At 66.7% G+C, this 16294-nt stretch carries 17 protein-coding genes and 1 pseudogene; 9 read left to right on the top strand and 9 right to left on the bottom strand.

Features of this window, described 5'->3' with window-relative positions; genetic code table 11:
- The 5 genes from KVT44_RS52060 to KVT44_RS52080 all read left to right on the top strand — a co-directional run.
- On the top strand, nt 1-641 hold a 641-nt coding region (locus tag KVT44_RS52060; RefSeq protein ID WP_217575754.1), incomplete at its 5' end, for an alkane 1-monooxygenase.
- Nucleotides 638-808, top strand: a complete 171-nt coding sequence (locus KVT44_RS52065; RefSeq protein ID WP_217575756.1) for a rubredoxin — start codon at nt 638-640, stop codon at nt 806-808. The genes KVT44_RS52060 and KVT44_RS52065, both read left to right, overlap by 4 nt.
- On the top strand, nt 805-978 hold the full coding sequence (locus KVT44_RS52070) for a rubredoxin (protein WP_217575758.1): 174 nt from the start codon (nt 805-807) through the stop codon (nt 976-978). The genes KVT44_RS52065 and KVT44_RS52070 overlap by 4 nt, the downstream gene beginning before the upstream one ends.
- 133 nt (nt 979-1111) lie before the next feature.
- Nucleotides 1112-1429, top strand: coding sequence for an FAD-dependent oxidoreductase (locus KVT44_RS52075; RefSeq protein ID WP_217575760.1), 318 nt, complete (start codon nt 1112-1114; stop codon nt 1427-1429).
- Nucleotides 1411-1755, top strand: a complete 345-nt coding sequence (locus KVT44_RS52080) for an FAD-dependent oxidoreductase (RefSeq protein WP_217575761.1) — start codon at nt 1411-1413, stop codon at nt 1753-1755. Before KVT44_RS52075 ends, KVT44_RS52080 begins: the two co-directional genes overlap by 19 nt.
- A 202-nt stretch (nt 1756-1957) precedes the next feature.
- On the opposite strand, the gene KVT44_RS52085 is transcribed toward KVT44_RS52080, so the two are convergent.
- Entirely contained in the window at nt 1958-2620 is a 663-nt protein-coding gene (locus KVT44_RS52085) for a TetR family transcriptional regulator (RefSeq protein WP_217575763.1), read from the bottom strand.
- Nucleotides 2621-3575: 955 nt separating this feature from the next.
- Nucleotides 3576-5738 carry a carbohydrate-binding module family 20 domain-containing protein gene (locus KVT44_RS52090; protein ID WP_217575765.1) on the bottom strand — a complete coding sequence of 721 codons (2163 nt, stop codon included), beginning with the start codon at nt 5736-5738 and terminating at the stop codon, nt 3576-3578.
- Nucleotides 5739-6445: 707 nt separating this feature from the next.
- Between KVT44_RS52090 and KVT44_RS52095 the strand changes: the two are divergent.
- Nucleotides 6446-7303: pseudogene (locus KVT44_RS52095) on the top strand (cytochrome P450); the annotation flags it as partial.
- Between the two features lie 603 nt (nt 7304-7906).
- Here KVT44_RS52095 and KVT44_RS52100 read toward each other — a convergent pair.
- The 7 genes from KVT44_RS52100 to KVT44_RS52120 form a co-directional block, all read right to left on the bottom strand.
- Nucleotides 7907-8803, bottom strand: a complete 897-nt coding sequence (locus KVT44_RS52100) for an NAD(P)H-binding protein (protein WP_217575767.1) — start codon at nt 8801-8803, stop codon at nt 7907-7909.
- Nucleotides 8804-9169: 366 nt separating this feature from the next.
- Nucleotides 9170-10015 (bottom strand): hypothetical protein, encoded by an 846-nt coding sequence (locus tag KVT44_RS60375; RefSeq protein ID WP_302832242.1) that lies wholly within the window; start codon nt 10013-10015, stop codon nt 9170-9172.
- Nucleotides 10016-10063: 48 nt separating this feature from the next.
- Nucleotides 10064-10225 carry a hypothetical protein gene (locus KVT44_RS59470; protein ID WP_254651076.1) on the bottom strand — a complete coding sequence of 54 codons (162 nt, stop codon included), beginning with the start codon at nt 10223-10225 and terminating at the stop codon, nt 10064-10066.
- The gene (locus KVT44_RS59475; protein ID WP_254651077.1) at nt 10210-10854 is read right to left on the bottom strand and encodes a hypothetical protein; all 645 of its coding nucleotides are present in this window, start codon (nt 10852-10854) and stop codon (nt 10210-10212) included. The genes KVT44_RS59470 and KVT44_RS59475 overlap by 16 nt, the downstream gene beginning before the upstream one ends.
- Nucleotides 10855-11051: 197 nt before the next feature.
- Entirely contained in the window at nt 11052-11690 is a 639-nt protein-coding gene (locus KVT44_RS52110) for a bifunctional 2-polyprenyl-6-hydroxyphenol methylase/3-demethylubiquinol 3-O-methyltransferase UbiG (RefSeq protein ID WP_254651078.1), read from the bottom strand.
- Between the two features lie 541 nt (nt 11691-12231).
- On the bottom strand, nt 12232-12873 hold the full coding sequence (locus tag KVT44_RS52115) for an NAD(P)-dependent oxidoreductase (protein WP_217575769.1): 642 nt from the start codon (nt 12871-12873) through the stop codon (nt 12232-12234).
- A gap of 5 nt (nt 12874-12878) precedes the next feature.
- Nucleotides 12879-13661: an MBL fold metallo-hydrolase gene (locus KVT44_RS52120; RefSeq protein WP_217575799.1), complete on the bottom strand. Its 783-nt coding sequence runs from the start codon at nt 13659-13661 to the stop codon at nt 12879-12881.
- A 99-nt stretch (nt 13662-13760) separates the two neighbouring features.
- Between KVT44_RS52120 and KVT44_RS52125 the strand changes: the two genes are divergently transcribed.
- The 3 genes from KVT44_RS52125 (at nt 13761) to KVT44_RS52135 (ending at nt 16231) form a co-directional block, all read left to right on the top strand.
- On the top strand, nt 13761-14630 hold the full coding sequence (locus KVT44_RS52125; protein ID WP_217575801.1) for an AraC family transcriptional regulator: 870 nt from the start codon (nt 13761-13763) through the stop codon (nt 14628-14630).
- 347 nt (nt 14631-14977) lie between these two features.
- Nucleotides 14978-15739 carry a MerR family transcriptional regulator gene (locus KVT44_RS52130; RefSeq protein WP_217575803.1) on the top strand — a complete coding sequence of 254 codons (762 nt, stop codon included), beginning with the start codon at nt 14978-14980 and terminating at the stop codon, nt 15737-15739.
- 129 nt (nt 15740-15868) lie between these two features.
- Complete coding sequence (locus tag KVT44_RS52135; protein WP_217575771.1) at nt 15869-16231, top strand: hypothetical protein; 363 nt, start codon at nt 15869-15871, stop codon at nt 16229-16231.
- The last annotated feature ends 63 nt before the right edge of the window (nt 16232-16294 follow it).

Here is a 16294-nt window from a genome sequence, read left to right on the forward strand (position 1 = left end):
CCACCCCCGAGGACCAGGCCAGTGCCCGGCTCGGCGAGAGGTGCTGGCGCTTCCTGCCCCACACCGTCGCAGGCAGCCTGAGCTCCGGCTGGCGCTTGGAGAAGACCCGCCTCGACCGTCTCGGTAGGAGCACCTGGACCCTGCGCAACGACGTACTCAATGCCTGGGCAATGTCACTCGCCCTTTTCGGCGCACTGGTGGCCTCGTTCGGCCCGGCCGTCCTGCCCTACCTGGCCCTCCAGGCCGTCTTCGGATTCTGCCTGCTGGAAGTCATCAACTACACCGAGCACTACGGCCTGCTGCGGCAGCGGACCTCCGGCGGACGCTACGAACGCTGCACTCCCCAGCACAGCTGGAACAGCGACAACGTCGCCAGCAACGTCTTCCTGTACCACCTCCAACGGCACAGCGACCATCACGCCAACCCCACCAGGCGCTACCAGGCACTGCGCCACTTCGAAGAGGCCCCCGAACTGCCCACCGGCTATGCCGGAATGATCGTGCTCGCCTACTTCCCGCCGCTGTGGCGCCGGGTCATGGACCATCGTGTCCTCACCCACTACGACGGCGATGTCACCCAGGCGAACATCCAGCCCTCGAAGCGTGCCGCCCTCCTCACCCGGCACGGAGCGACCGTATGAGCCGCTACGGCTGCCCGGTCTGTGGCTACGTCTACGACGAGGAGACCGGCGCACCCCGGGAGGGTTTCCCGGCCGGTACCCCCTGGCCTCAGGTGCCGGACAACTGGTGCTGCCCTGACTGCGGCGTACGGGAAAAGATCGATTTCGAGCCCGAGGGGGCGTCATGAAGTCCTGGCGGTGTCTGGTGTGCGGATGGGTCTACGACGAAGCGGAGGGATGGCCCGACGAGGACATCGCTCCGGGTACGCGCTGGGAGGACATTCCCGTCGACTGGTCCTGCCCGGACTGCGGCGCCGCCAAGGCGGACTTCGAGATGGTCGAAATCACGCATGCCTGACCCTCTCGTCATTGTCGGCAGCCGAATCGTCGGCGCCCCGGCGGCCCTCACCGCGCGCAACGAGGGCTTCGACGACGCCTTGTCATGATCGGCGAGGAGCTCGAGGCCCCCTACCGGCGACCGCCCCTGTCGAATGGAAGTGCTGCGCGGCAGCCAGGCGCCCGCCAGGACCCTGCTGCGCCCGGCGGCCACCTGGTCGACGCAGGACATCGAGCTCCTGACGGGCACCACCATCGCCGATCTCGACACGGCCGCCCGGAAGATCACTTTGGAGGACGCCACCCACATCCCGTACCACCGGCAGCTGCTCCCCACCGGGAGCCAGCCCCGCCGCAGGCCGGGGACCCGTGGGCTGCGCCAGGTCCATTATCTGCGCACCCTCGCCGACACACAGGCGCTGCGCGGAGCCCTGATCACCGGCGGTTCGCTCTGGTGGTCGGTGCCAGGCTGATCGGGCTCGAAGTCGCCGCAACCGCCCGGGCCCTGGGATGTGGCATCACCGTGGTCGAAGCGGTGCCCGAAGCACTCGGCCGGGTATTGCCCCCAATGATCGCCCAAGCCATCACCAGGCTGCACCAGCACCACGGCGTGGACATACTCGCCGGCCTTCAACTCAACCGTTTCGAGCAGGTCGGCGGCATGGTGGCAGCCATGGACCAGAACAGCACATCCATTGTGGCGGACACGGTCGTCACCGCAGTCGGCATGACTCCCGCCACCTCACTCGCGGAACGGGTGCGGTGCCCCCGGCCTTCACCGTGTCACGGCAGCTGTTGAGCCCACATCCTTCTTCTCCTGTTCTTGCTCAGGTGCGCGGGACAGAACGGTGACGGGCGCGGACGTCTGCCGTCAACAGCGAGTACGTCTCGATACGACGTAGGGCGGTCGCAAGATCTGCGACGATCATCTGTGCGCCGACCACCAGATCGCCTTGGCCGCTCCGAACGCGTAGGGCGCGAGCGGACGGCCACTGGCCAGACTAGGTCTCAGCTGAGTGCCCCTTGTCAGGGGTCGTCTTACGCAAGGCGATGCTCGCCTGAGTAAAGGCGGTGTGCATATAGGCAGCCAGCGGGGTATCAGCGTCTGCCGCGTCCACCCAGCAGCGGACTGCTGCCATGCTGGTGAAGATCACCGCGTTGGCCGTTGCCCGAGCGGTGATCTCGCGGTCCGGGCCGGCTGGCAGGTGCTCCTTGAAGAGACCGGCAAGTTGGTCGGCCCAGCGTCGCGCGCCGACGGCGGCCGGCGCGTAGAAATGCGGTGACCGCATGGCTCGCTCCAGCCGACTCCAGTTCCCTTCTTCTGCAGCGAAGTCGGCAAACGCCTCGGTGTAGGCAGCGAAAGCAGCGGCGGTCATCTCCTGGCCCTCCGCGATGCGCTGCGCAGTCACCGCCAAGTGCTCCTCAATCGGGTTGTCCAGATCGACGTAGATGACGTCTGCCTTGGTGCGGAAGTACCTGAAGAACGTACTCACCGAGATGTCGGAACGCTCAGCAATGGCCTCAACTGTGGTCTTCTCGAAACCACCGCCCCCCTCACCGCCGTTCTCCTCAAACAGTGCAGCGGCCTCTTGGACGATCCGTGCTCGCTGCCGCGCCTTGCGGCGCTGCGCTGGGCTGAGTGCTGTGGCCCTCTCGGGACTCACGGATGTCGTCTCCTCGTCGGTTCGGGCCGTCGCCGCAGGAGCATGCACCGCAGTCGGCTGACACTGATGTCATAACGATAGTCGATGCGCGGACGGTCAAAGCGGGCTCGGAGGCGCGGGGCGAAGCCTCGTCTGTGCGATCCTCCCGCTCCGCGGCGCGAGATACGCGAATCGTTGCCGGCCCCCGTCGGCCGAAGGGCAGGAAACTGCGACACGAGCCGCTGGGGGTACCTGGGCTCATTGAATGAGGCGACGACGCTGTCGCATACGCAACAACACCGCCAGCGCACTGCGACCGAATTACGCTGGTTTAGGATCAGTCGCTCACCTCAAACATCCGTATTGCACCACATCGAGCAATCATTGGCGTTCCCGTGCCTGTTCTGCGTGACGGGAGCGGCCCCGGGCGACGGTCCACACGAGGACGCCACTCGCGGAAACGAGGTCGGGCTTGGATGCAGTCTTTGGCAACCGAATGCTTTCAATGCGCAAACTCCTTTCATGCGCCACCGGTTCGAGGGATCGGGACCTGCGTGAATCGATTCGCGGCGATCTGCGCTCCTGTCCCGCATCCGGGAGGAAGCGTGAACCGACACCAGCGCATCGCCACCGCCAGCCCGGCACCGGCAACAACGGCCGGGCATCGGCCCACTCCGCGTCCGGCAGGTCGAGTACCGGCGCTCGCGCATCCGGGCGGCAGCGTTTCCGAACCGGTGAGCCAGGCAGTCACACTCCCGCGTGATTGCCTGGACTGCCCAGCCCTCGACACGGAGCACTGCCGCACCAGGGCCTCCTGGTGTTGCTCGGTGATTCGACACCGTCGAGCTGTTCAGGAGGCCCTGCTCGTATGCGCCGAACACCCCGCGACCAACAGCCACTCAGCTCACACAACCGACTCTGATTTCTTCGCGGGTCCGCTGGACGAACTCCCTGACGGTCGGCTGGCGCAGAAGTGCTATTTCCAGGTGTCGTTGAGGTTGACTGAGCCGGAAGCACCCGTGGTGTATGTGCGGTTGGTGCCCGATTCCCAAGTGACGTTGCCCGCACTGTCCTTGACGATGTACTTGTACTCGAAGGCCGTATTGCCGGGGATCGCGACGGTGCCGGTCCAGTTGGGGTAGTTGGCCGAGGACAGGGCGACCGCGGAACCGGGCGCCCAGTTGCCGAGCTGGGGGATCGAGCCGACGACGTACACGTTCTGACCCAAGACCGTCGTCTTGTTCTCGCTGAAGTTGACGCTCACCTGCTTTGTGCTGCCGCTGCCGTTCCAGGTGTCGTTGAGGGTGCCGTTGCTCGAACCGGTGCTGGCAGTGTGATTGGCACCGGATTCCCAAGTGACCTTGCCCGCACTGTCCTTGACGATGTACTTGTACTCGAAGGCCGTGTTTGCGGGCAGGTCGACGGCGGCACTCCAGGTGGGGTAGCCGGCCGAGGAGAGCGGGATGGCGTCGGCAGGTGCCCAGTTGCCGAGCTGGGGCAGCGAGCCGGCCAGAAAGACGTTCTCGCCCCAGACCGTCTGCCGGGTCTCGTTGAAGGTCTCCGAGACGGTCGCGTTGGTGGGCGGGGTGGTCGGCGGATTGGTGGGGCAGTCCGTGGTGCATGGCGTGCCGAGTGCGTAGAGAGCGAGAGCGTCGTGAGCCTTGACTGTGGCGGTGGCCTTGCCGGCGCTGTCCACGGTCACCGTCGGCCCGGTGCAGGCGGTGCCGGTGGCATCGCCATGGATGACATCGCAGTACGTACCGGGGGCCAGGCCAGTGGTGAACGTCTGGGTGACGTCGGAAGAGCTGTTGTTGAGGGCGACCCAGCCCTTGTCGCCGCGACTGAAGGCGATGGCGTTGTTGCCGTTGTCCCACCAGTTGGCGACCTGCTGGCCCTTGGTGGCGTTGTGCCAGCCGACCATGTTGGCGATGCCCTGGTTACGGTCCGTGCACACCCAGCTGGTGGAGCAGTTGGTGTCGGTGACATAGCCGCCCGCGTCGGCGGGCGGTGAGTCGTCGCGGTTGGCGAAGGCGAAGCCGGCGTAGACCTGCGGGGTGCCGTAGTTCCAGGCGAGTTCGAAGATGTGCGCCAGGGTGTACTTCGCGCCGTCGGTGTAGGTGATCGTGGTCTTGTCGCGCTCCAGGTCGTGGTTGGTGACCATGACCGCCGACTTGTCGCTCGGCTCCAGGCCCCAGCTCTGGCCGAACGTCTTCAGGTTGGCGATGTTCCCGTTGAACTGGTCCTTGAGCTTGTACGCGTAGGTGAACTCCAGCACGCTGCCATTGGATTCGAAGGCGGACGGGGCGAGCTGACCGCTGCTGCCCGGGAATACCTCCTGGTAGACGTACGGGCGGGCGTTCCACGTGGTGTTGTGCAGGCGGGAGATGATGTTGGCCATGTCGGCTTGTGCGATGTGCTTGGCCGCGTCGACGCGGAAGCCGTCCACGCCGACGTCGATCATGGTGTTGAGATAGCCGGCGATCTTTCCGCGGACGTAGTCGCTTTCGGTGTACAGGTCGGACAGGGACAGCAGCTGGCACTCCTGGACCTGGGTGACGTTGTTCCAGTCGTTGATGCCCAGATTGGAGTTGGGGCACGGCGGTGAGAAGTGGAAGTCGGACCGGCTGTAGGGGACGTCGTTGTAGGTGTAATTGGCCGGGTTGAACGAGGCGTCGCCGTAGGAGTTCGTGCTGGTCTGGTTCGAGCCCGCCATGTGGTTGATCACGGCGTCGGCGTAGACCTTCACCCCGGCGCTGTGGCAGGCCGCGACCATGTCCTTGAACTGGGCCTCCGTGCCCATGCGGCTGTTCAGCTTGTACGAGACCGGCTGGAAGACCTCCCACCAGGGGTGGGCGCCGCTCAGCTTGATGGAGTCCTGGGGCGGGGCGACCTGGACGGCGCCGTAGCCCTTGGGGCCGGGCACCGTGGTGCACTCGTTGGCCACGGACTTCCAGTTCCACTGGAAGAGGTTGGCGATCACATCACCGCCGTTGGGTGCGGTGGCGGCCTGCGCACTGCCGTGGAGGCCGAGCGGCAGCAGGCTGCCGACCAGCATGGCACCGGCGGTGAGCAACCCGATGCGCAGGCGGCGGGTTCGGAGCGCGGGTGGTGGGGTGTCGGCTCTATGGGGTGAACTCATGAGTGTACGGCTCCCGGTATGTGGTGGATGTGGGCATGCCTGCAAGCGTGGCCATGCCCAAGCGCGGGCAGGGTCAGCGGCCACCGGCGGGCACGCACTGGTCCGGGCGGATTCGGGGAATGACAGCTCCTCGGTTCCACCGGTGCCACCGCGCGAGCGATACCTGCCGGTTTCCCAGACGCCCCGTCCGGAAGGTGGCCAGTATCCGCGCGGACGCCGTGGCACCGACTGCGTGTGCCACGACCCGCCGTCCGCGGGGAGGCGGCCGCCGGGTGCGCGAGGAAGACGATCCCCCCGCGCCCGACACATCGTCAAGGGTTCAAGCAAAGATATTCAGCAAGTTTCCGCAACAACTTACAGTCGTATAGGGGGACTTCAACGCGCCGGTCAGCGGGGTATCGCGGATTTCGGCCGACCTGCCAGGCCAGCCGGACACTGCACATGCCGAGGCGGCACAGCCCCCGCCTCACAGGGACCGTCGGTGGCCGGCTCCAGCGGATCGCCGATCATCCGGCAGCTGCCCGGCTTCGGGCCGCCTCGGCGCCTCTCTGGGGCCCCGCGCCAGGGGAGAGTACGCCCGTCGATCCGGGCTCCAGATCGGAGCAGTCGGCGGCGCGCCACGGCCAGGTACGCCGACGGCGATCGGGTGGGCGGCGGAGCCCCGGCTGCGGCGGTATGCCACGGTCGCCGCGAAGAGCACCGACCGGAAGGGCACTTTCGACTTCGTCGCCGATGTCTCCGCCGACTTCCCCATCAACGTCCTGGCCCGACTGCTCGACGTACCGCCCGAGGACAACCAGCAGCTCATCGACTGGGGCAACCGGATCATCGGCAACACCGACCCCGACTACGCCGACGTACTGCTGCACAGCGCGGAGAGCGAGAAGTACCGCGACCTGCCCTTCCAGTCCCCCGCCTCGCTCGAAGTCTTCGAGTACGGACGGGAACTGGCCCGGTAACGGCGCGGCGGCGAGGGCACGGACCTGGTCTCCAAACTCGTCAACACCACCCCGCGCGACGGTGTCCCGCTGTCAGCGCAGGACTTCGACAACTACTTCCTGCTCCTGGTGGTCGCCGGCAACGAAACCACCCGGCACACCATCACCCACTCCATGCTGGCCCTCCTCCAGCACCCCGAGCAGCTCGCCCGCCTCCGGGCCGACCCGTCGCTCATCCCCGGCGCGGTCGAGGAGTTCCTGCGCTGGGCCTCCCCCGTCTACCACTTCCGGCGCACCGCGACCCGCGACGTCGAGCCGGGCGGCAAGCAGATCAAGCAGGGCGACAAGGTCGTCATGTGGTACGCCTCCGGCAACCGTGACGAGGCCGTCTTCGGCAATCCGTACGACTTCGACGTCGCCCGCACGGACAACGACCACGTCACCTTCGGCAAGGGCAGTCCGCACCTGTGCCTGGGCAATCTGCTGGCCCGCACCGAGATCCGGATCATGTTCGAGGAGCTGATCCCGCGCCTCGCCGACATCCGGCTGACCGGGGACGTCCCCCGAGTGCGCTCGAACTTCGTCAACGGGATCAAGAAGCTACCGGTCGAGGTCACCCTCGTCTGACGAAACGATCGAGCGGATGCGCCGGGCCGTTGCATCCACCGTCGTGGTCCCACCGCTCCCCCGGTGGGACCACGACACCACGCGTGCACCGTTTCAACGGCAACTGCGAATCGGGGCTGACCTCGGCCGGTATGCCGCCGCGGAGGAGAGCCCGGTCGCCACCGCGGAGCCGACTGGCCGGGGCTCGCTGGACGACCTGCTGGCGGTGTGACGCCCGATCGGACCGGCCATGTCTGGGGGATACCTTACGAGCGGTGTACGGCATCACCGGTCGGACCCCGGCGGGCTGTACCGCGAACTCGACGGGAAGCGGTCCAGCACAACAGCCCGTCCACCCGGACCGGGCTCGAGGCCCCCCGCATATCCATCACGCCTTCATCCCCGTCGGCGTGCACTGGCTGAACCCGCCGGAAGGCTGGTGGCGCATCTTCCGCAAGGCCGCCCTCGCCGACCGGTCATTGACCGACAGCGATGACATCGACCAGGCCACCGCGACTCTGACCGAGCAGCCCAACTCCCGTGCCAACCAATGGATCTGGGGCAGACCCGCCCCACCCACACACACCGACGGCGATACACGTATGTCCTTTGACGAACCCAGCGTCAGCGGGCCGTCATCTTCTTCAAGAATCCAGAAACGGCCTCCTCCGCCGTGGGTACAGCGCCGAAGACCACACCCTGACGCGTGGTGTCGGCCACGTATCGCCCCGAGTTGATGTACCGCAGCATGGCCGCCACGTCCTTGATCCTCGGTTTGAACCTCCCGAGCACCCAGTCCGCGCCATTGACCAGACCCGCTGGGATGGTGCGCACAGCGAACGCCTGACCCGACTGCTCCGCCAAGATCCTCGCGAGGCCGTTCATAGTCACCGGCTGATCCCAGCCGAGGTCGAGAATCTCGCCGTCGACGCCTGGCGCATCGACGGCGAGGGCAAGGGCGTCTGCGACATCGGCACTCAGGACACAGGTGAATTCAGCGTCCGGGTTGCCGACCCAGTTCAGCCGCCCCTTGCTGAGGTCCGCGCTCTTGACCAAGGAGTCGAGAAATGCCCCCGGACGCAGGGAAACGAAGGGAACACGCTTCTCAGCAAGTCGATCCTCGACGAGCTTCTTGTGCCAGAAGTGCGGAACGTCCACGGCCTGGTCGCAAGTGAGGACGCTGGTCAGAACGAAGCGTCGGACACCGACCTGGCTCGCTGCGTCGACAAGGTTGCGATTGCCGATCGTGTCGATGTCTCCATCATCGCCCTTCGTGTGGCGGGTATACCCGGCCGCCGAGGTGACCACGGAATCGGCGCCGTCGATCGCGCGCACCAAGGACGCCGGGTCCATCAGGTCGCCACGCACAATCTGCACTCCGGCCTGCTCCAGACGCTCAGCGTTGGATGCCGGCCGCACCAGAGCGCGCACCGGAAGATCTCTGGCAAGAAGCGCAGAGACGACCTGGGCACCGAGAGCGCCGGTGCCACCGACCACAAGCACGGGTGCATCGCTTGCCATCTTGAAAACCTCCCGAGGTTCAACGCTCTGTCAATCGACTGACACAGTCAGCTATATGAATGTCAGCCCAGAATGGCAGTATAGTCAAATTGAGATGGAAGCCATCACGGAGGGGCCCATGAGCCTCGACCAGACCCGGCGCCTCACAGCGGCGCAACGCCGACGGGCTCATCAATGAGCACGGACCCATCCAGAAGCGACGGCACTGTTCGATGGGGAACGGCGACGAGGACGGCGACGAGCGCGAGAAGACGACGGTCGAGGCGATCGCCGAGCGCTCTGGCATCTCGGTGAGCACGTTCTTCCGATACGTCTGCGCTCGAGCGGCTGCGGCCGCCTGCTTGACACCGCTTCCGCCGTCGTCCGCTACTGGGCGGAGCCAGGCCATGGCAGCGCTCCGATCGCTCCAGTGCTCCGCGCGGCGTACCAACAAGCTGGCGCAGAACTCACTGCCGCGACCTGCACTACGACGGCCCCACAGACGGTCATCCCCTGAGAAGCCATCGCCCTTCCGGACTTGAGGACTGCGCTTTCGATGGTCGGGCATAGGGGCGGCGATCCCGTGGGAGGCGTGCGGCTTCCTCCCGCAGCCCGTCGACTCCCTGAAGGAAGTCGAGGTGGCCGAGTTCGCCGCCGTGGGCCTGGGCGAGGCGGGCATCGAGGGTCTCCAGCATCCCCGACAGCCGCAGGGACTTGATGACTCGCGCACTTCTTCCGCAGCCCGAGAACCCCCTGGGCGGCACGGAGCCGGTAGAGCGCGTTGACCTCCAAGAGCTGGTCGACGACCTCGCGGCAGGCGTCACCGATCTCGGATGCCTGGGTGCGGCACCAGACGGGGGTCTTCATCTGGAAGGCGATCTTCTCCGGCGGGTAGTCGCTCCTGTCGGTGCGTTTTCCCTGGTCAAGTGCCGCGTGGGTCTTGACCAGGTCGCCGTCGAGGAAGACCTGCACCATGGTGGCGGTGGAGCGGACGTCGACCTTGCGGCCGATCAGTTTCCAGGGCACGGAGTAGAGGGTGCGGCCGACCTTGATGATGTCCGGGCCGACGGTGGCCGTCGACCAGCGGGCCAGCGTGAACGGGGTGGGCGGCAGCGGCAGCAGGGCGGCGGCCTCAACGGCGCCGAACAAGGCCATCGGCGCCACCCCGCCCAGTGGCCGGCACTGCCGGCGCCCGGCGACCTGCTGGGCCCAGGTGACGGCCTCGGTCTGCATGTGCTCGATCGGGGTGAACTCCCGCCCACGCCAGAACGAGTCGCGAACCTAGGGCATGGGCCGCTCCACCCTGGGCTTGCCCTTCGGCTTCAAGGCTCTCGCCGGATCCACCAACGCCCCGTAATGGGTGGCGAGTTCGGCATACGCTTTGTTGATTTTCGGGTCGTAGAGGTCGGGCTCGTCGACGCCGGTCTTCAGGTTGTCGGGCACCAGACGGCGCGGGACGCCTCTGATATGCGGAAGGCCGCGACGTGCGCCTCGGTCCACGCGTGCTGGTCCAGGTTCAGGACCGGGCGGACGAACATGTGCCGTGAGCAGGGCAGCACCATCACGAACGCCCAGACGCGGTGCCGTTTTCCGGTGCGGGGGTTGGTCCACTGACCCAGGAAGCCGTAGTCGATCTGGGCCTCCTCGCCCGGCTCGACCTCGTCGCGCAGGACGGTGACCTGTGAGCGGCTCACCTCGTCGGGCAGTGTGGCGTGCACCCAGCGGCGGAACGAGGAGACCGACACCTTCAGTTTGTGCTCGTCCCGCAGTCGCTGGTGGATCGTGGAGACCGTCACCGTTCCCAGCAAGTCCTTGATGTAGTCGCAGTGTTCGTCGATGTCGGACCATGTGACCTGCCGCAGTCTCCTGTCGACGAGGCCGGGGAACCACCCCTCGATCAGCCCGGCCCAGTCGGCCTCGCTCATCGGCGGGCCGCCCAGGGTGATCCCGGATGCCTCCGTCGGCGCCAGGTACTTCCTGACCGTTTTGCGGTCCACCCCCAGCGACGCGGCCATCGCGCTCTTCGAGCGGCCCGCGTACCAGTGGACGTAGATCTCGGTGATGTCGACCACGACGAACGTTCTCCTTGCCAGCCGGGCTGCCCATCGGCCTGCCGAAGCACGGGGCGAGGAACACGGACAGCTCCGCGACAACCAGGTCCCTCGGTCCCGGACTCCGCGCTACCCATAGAGATTCAGGAGGAAACGGCATAGAGGATCACGTGACATTCAAAACGCCCAGGGCGGGGAAAACCGTCATCAATGATGGATCAGCGGGCGGGTTTCTCCCAGGTCAGCGAGTACCGGCGCAGCAGATGCCGGCGGTAGCGCACGCCGGGCAGCAGCAGCCGGACAGCTGCCCGCACCTGCCCATAGCTCATCTGCGGGGCGGTGACCGGCATGCCCTGCGGGTCGCGCGCGCGATGCAGCATCTTCGTGATCTGCACGATCGGGGAAGCTGCGATAAACGCCGCCCACTCCGTCACGCTCGCCTCGCGGGCCAGACCGACCACCACCAGCGTGCCGCCAGGCCGCAGCAGCTCACGCATGCGGACGAGTGCCGCCTCGAAGTCCATGTGATGGATCGTGGTCACCGAGCAGACTAAGTCGTACTCCGCACCGGGAAGTTCCGCGGTGAGGAAGTCTCCCTCGACGAAGGTGAGTTGCGGGTCGCCGGCAGCGGACTCGCGTGCACGGGCGATCATGTCCAGCGACTTGTCGATCCCAGTGACGTGTTTCGCCCGCCCGGCGAGCTTCCGCGCCAGCAGCCCGTCCCCGCAGCCAACGTCCAGGGCATCGCCGCACCCGTCAGGAACAGACCGGAGGATGCCCGGGTGCCGGGCAACGTTGGTGTTCCAGTACGACTCTGCGGCGGGCTGGCGCATCGGATGATCGTAGAGGCCGGTCATGGCCTGCCTAGTACACACCAACGAATTCGCCGTCCCCATGGGGAGTCGTAATCGCAAGGATGGGGAATTACGTGAAGCTGATCATGTAGATCGTGGGGAATTGCCTGGTTCTGGCCGTCGACACCAACCACCGACGGCATCGACGACCCCCAGGGGAGCGGCAAGCCGACTGGCCACCACTCCCACCGAATCACCGGTCCCACGCCCGACCAGCGCGAACGCAGCGATCCCGTCCGATAGACAACAGCTTCCAACGGAGTCTTACTACCTGGTTGGCGGATCCCGCCGCGGGGCACCGGTCCGCTCCCGTCAGCGCCGGCACTTGGTTGCGAGCCGGACGGCCCACCACCGCCGTAGGCAACAACGGCTCCAGCACCAACCACTGCTCGTCTGAAAGATGCCGATGTCGACGGTCACGTGAAATGTATGACCGCTGACACTGCGGCGGTGTCACCTTCCACCCCGGAGCCCGTCTCTACACGAACGACAACGAAGTTGTGGTGCCGGTACCGGGCGCTAAGGCAAGGGCAACGCAGTTCGGTCAGTATCCGACGGTGAACCGGTGGTTGAGATGCTTGGGCTGCTCGATCTCGTCGACGAGTGCCATGGCGAAGTCCTCGTAGGAGATCCGCGCCTGGCCGTCCGCACCAACCACCGGCTGGTCGAGCCCCGTACGGTAGGTCCCCGTGCGCTGCCCGGGCGCGAAGTGGAGCGGTGGCGGGGAGAGATAGGTCCAGGTGACGCCGCTGGAGCCCTGGTAAGAGTCCAGGGCCGCGATCTGGCCTGCGGCGTAGGGGCGGTACTCGGCAGGAAAGGAGTCCGTGTCGTAGAAGCGGACTCCGTGCTCGTTGAGCAGGCTGGCGCCGCCGCCCATGTGGATGATGCGTGGTCCGTCGGGGCCGAGGGCCGCGACGGCCTGAGTCACGGCGGCGACAGCATCGGTGTAGACCTTCTGGTCGGGCCCTCCGACGGCAAGCACCAGCACGTCCGCGTTCTTGGCCAGCACGGACACGCTCTCCTGGTCGGTCACGTCAGCGACTACGGTGGAGGCTCCGCGAGGAAGATCGCCGAGGCTTCTCCCCTCACGGGCCACCGCGATGACCTGATGACCGCGTGAGGCGGCCTCGGTCACGATGCGCGAGCCGGCCTTTCCCGCCGCGCCGAAGACCACAACCCTGCTCATCGCCGTCACTGCTCCTGTCCACCGAAGAGGTACTGGTTGCCGATGTCGATCAGGAACGGGCTGCCGTAGCTCGGGAATCGCTCGACGATCGCCTTCTTGTACGCCTCGCCGTCGTCGCCCAGCAGTTCGCGCGCGGCGGCCAGGTACTCCAGCATCTCGCCGAACACCTCGCGACCGGCCGGCAACCCGTGCCCAGCGAGGATGGTGTCGTAGGCGTCATCGGAGGCAAGCCTACGCGTCGTGGCCTCCCAGCCATCGATGTCGTTCTGCCCCAGGAACAGGTGAGCGTGGTGGTAGACGAGGTCCTGAGCGACGAGTACACCGTGGTCAGGAAGCTTGATGACGAGTTCGTCGGCGGCTTCGCCGCCGGAGACCGCTTCATAGACGAGAGTGATCCCGTCGATCAGCTCCGTGCCGGGCGTGATCACCACTGTGGGGATCACCTCGGAGGCCGGAATGACCGCGCCGCTCGGGTCCTGGCCGTCGCCCTGCGCGGCAATCGCGTCGCGGACGGCGGCAAGGGCGTGGACGGGCGCTCCCAACCGGCCCGCGCCGTGGAAGTGGTCGGGGTGCGCGTGCGTGATGATCACTCGCTGCAGGGGCTTACCGAGGCCCGCGACGTACTCAGCGACCTCATCGGCATAGGCCAACGCGTACTGGGCGTCGACCGCGATCACGCAGGCCGCCGTCTCGATCAGCTGGGTGGTCACATTCAGACTGTCGTCGGGCGCCATATAGCTGTGCACCCGCACGTCGCCCTTCTCGATAACGGTGACGGTACCCTTCATCAGACTCATCCTCCAAGGTAAAGCGGCGACATCCCTGGTCTTCACCATCGAGGATGGCCCGGCATCACGTACTTCCACGAGGTGATCTGGAGACCTCTCATGGTTAATCCCGGACATGGTGAGATTGCCGAGTTCGGCTTTCACCCACCGCACCGTCCTCAGCTGGGCATCGAGGCCACGACTCTGGCCGAGATTGTCAGCCGTGTGCCCGGGCGGCAGCTGTCGCGCCCGCACCGCACCGACTTTCACGCGCTCTTCCTGATCACTGCCGGAAGGGGCGAGCATCTGATCGACTTCGTCGCCCATCCGTGCCGCCCCGGAACTCTGCTGTGGGTACGCCCCGGCCAGGTACAGAGCTTTGGACTCCAACCCAGACTCGACGGTGGGCAGTTGCTGTTCACCACGACGTTCCCTCCCCAATTCAGCGCCGCGTATCGCATGATCGCCGACTGGTTCGGCCCCGCCCGCTGGCAGCTTCACGACGCGGACCTGGCCGCTGTTGGCGCACTGTTCGAGCAGATCGGCGCCGAGTGCGCCCGCCCGGCAGACCAGGCGAATGCCGAGATCGCCCAGCACCTGCTGGCCGCGCTGCTCCTGGAGATCGACCGCCTGCCGACTGGCGACGCCCTCGCTCCGACCACCGCCAGCAGCGATGTCTTCACTCGATTCCACGCCGAACTAGAGCGGTCGTACGCCCACACGCGGCGCGCCGAGGACTACGCGGACCGGCTCGGCTACACCGTCAAAAGCCTCACCCGCGCCTGCCTGACCGCCACGGGCCACCCGGTCAAGTACGTCATTGACAGCCGTGTGACCCTGCAGGCCAAGCGGCTGCTCGCACACACCGACGACCCCATCGCCCTCATCGCACGACACCTGGGCTTCACTGAGGCCACCAACTTCGGCAAGTTCTTCACACGCCACACTGGCATGACACCCGGCGCGTTCCGCGAACAGCAACGCTCCTGACTCGGACCTGCCCGCAGTACGGCGGCTGGTCCGCGCCCGCGCCGCCTTCTACAGCCGAGCAGGGCTACCAGGGACAAGAGAGGCGCAGGCAAGGAAGAGATACGGCCGCAGCATTGGGCGCTCCGTCAGTCCACTGGATCAACGCTCCGGCCCCATAGAGAGCCCGGCAGTAGGTGGTTCGAACAGCGACTGTTGGTGATTAGTGGTTCATGCGAGCGGCGGACCTGTCGCGCTTACTGAGCGTGGTGAGAGCGATGCGTACCGGGTCTCTTGCGCTTTCCGCTACGTCAACTCCTACGGTCATTGGTGTGGCCGGAGAGACCGGCCCGGCGATGAAGGGCACGGCTATGGCCTGGTCCATCGCGGACGTGGCCCGGATGTCCGGGGTGACGTCCCGGACGCTGCGGCACTACGACGGGATCGGGCTGCTTGTTCCTGCGCACATCGGGAGCAATGGCCACCGCTACTACGAGGAGGCAGAGCTGCTGCGGCTGCAGCAGATCCTGCTGATGCGGGAACTCGGTCTGGGACTGCGCGAGATAGCAGCGGTCCTGGAGCGCCAGGTCGACCAGGTGGCCGCGCTGCGGGAGCACCACCGGAGGCTGCTGGCGGAGCGGGAGCGGCTGGATGTGCTGGCCGCCACAGTCGGCCGCACCATCGCTGAACTTGAGGAAGACAAGGACACCCACGACATGGCGAAGATCAGCAGGCCGAAGAACCTCTTCGAGGGCTTCGATGCCGCCCGACACGAGGCGGCCGCCCGCGAGCAGTGGTCTGACGAGGTGGAGCAGTCGAGGCAGTTCGCCGGCACGCTCACCGACGAGGACCAGGCGCGGCTGCAGCGGGAGGCGACCGCGGCAATGGTCCGCATGGCCGAGTTCGCGGCATCCGGCACGCCGGCGACCGACCCGGCAGTGCAGGCTGAGATCGATGCCCACTACCGGGGCATCTGCCGGATGTGGACCCCGAACGCGGCCGCGTTCAAAGCCCTCGGGCAGACGTATGTCGACGATCCGCAGTGGCGCGCGGCCTACGACCAGGTCGCTGACGGGCTCGCCGCCTACCAGCGGGACGCGATGGCCGCCTACGCGGACGCCCGCCTGAGCTGACCGGGCCACCGGCAGCTGGAGGGGCTGCAGACCCCCAGCTCGGACATCTTCCACCCGATCTGATCCACTACCCGGCGATGCCCTGTCCACGCGATGCGGCATCGCCGCACACCCATTGGAGCATCCGCCGTGATCCCCGCCCACTGGGCCCGCCACCACCGCCGTGAGGACAGCGAACTCCTCGGCTACCTGCGCCCGGTCGACGACAACCCGCTTCTGTTCACCCCGGTCACCATCTTCGGCCACCCGCTCGGCGCACCCACCAACGAGCATCACGCCCGCCAGTGCCTTGACCGCATGGGGCTGAGCTACCTGGCCCAGGACTGGCTGCTGTCCCTGCCCGGCCGCCCGGACCCCATCGCCGTCCAGATCGTCGAAGCCACCCCGCAACAACTCCGGGTGAAAAACGTCGACTACGGCTACGCAGACGCGAACATCGGCCACATCTTCGTCCTCGATGTCCCCGCCGCCGGGCAACTCCACCCGCGCTGACCCCAGCCCAGCAGCCCCGGTCGCATCAGCAACGCTGGACGGGACGAGAGCGGCGGCACCACA

It is taken from the genome of Streptomyces sp. GbtcB7 (genome assembly GCF_019091445.1).
Classification (GTDB): Bacteria; Actinomycetota; Actinomycetes; order Streptomycetales; family Streptomycetaceae; genus Streptomyces; species Streptomyces mirabilis.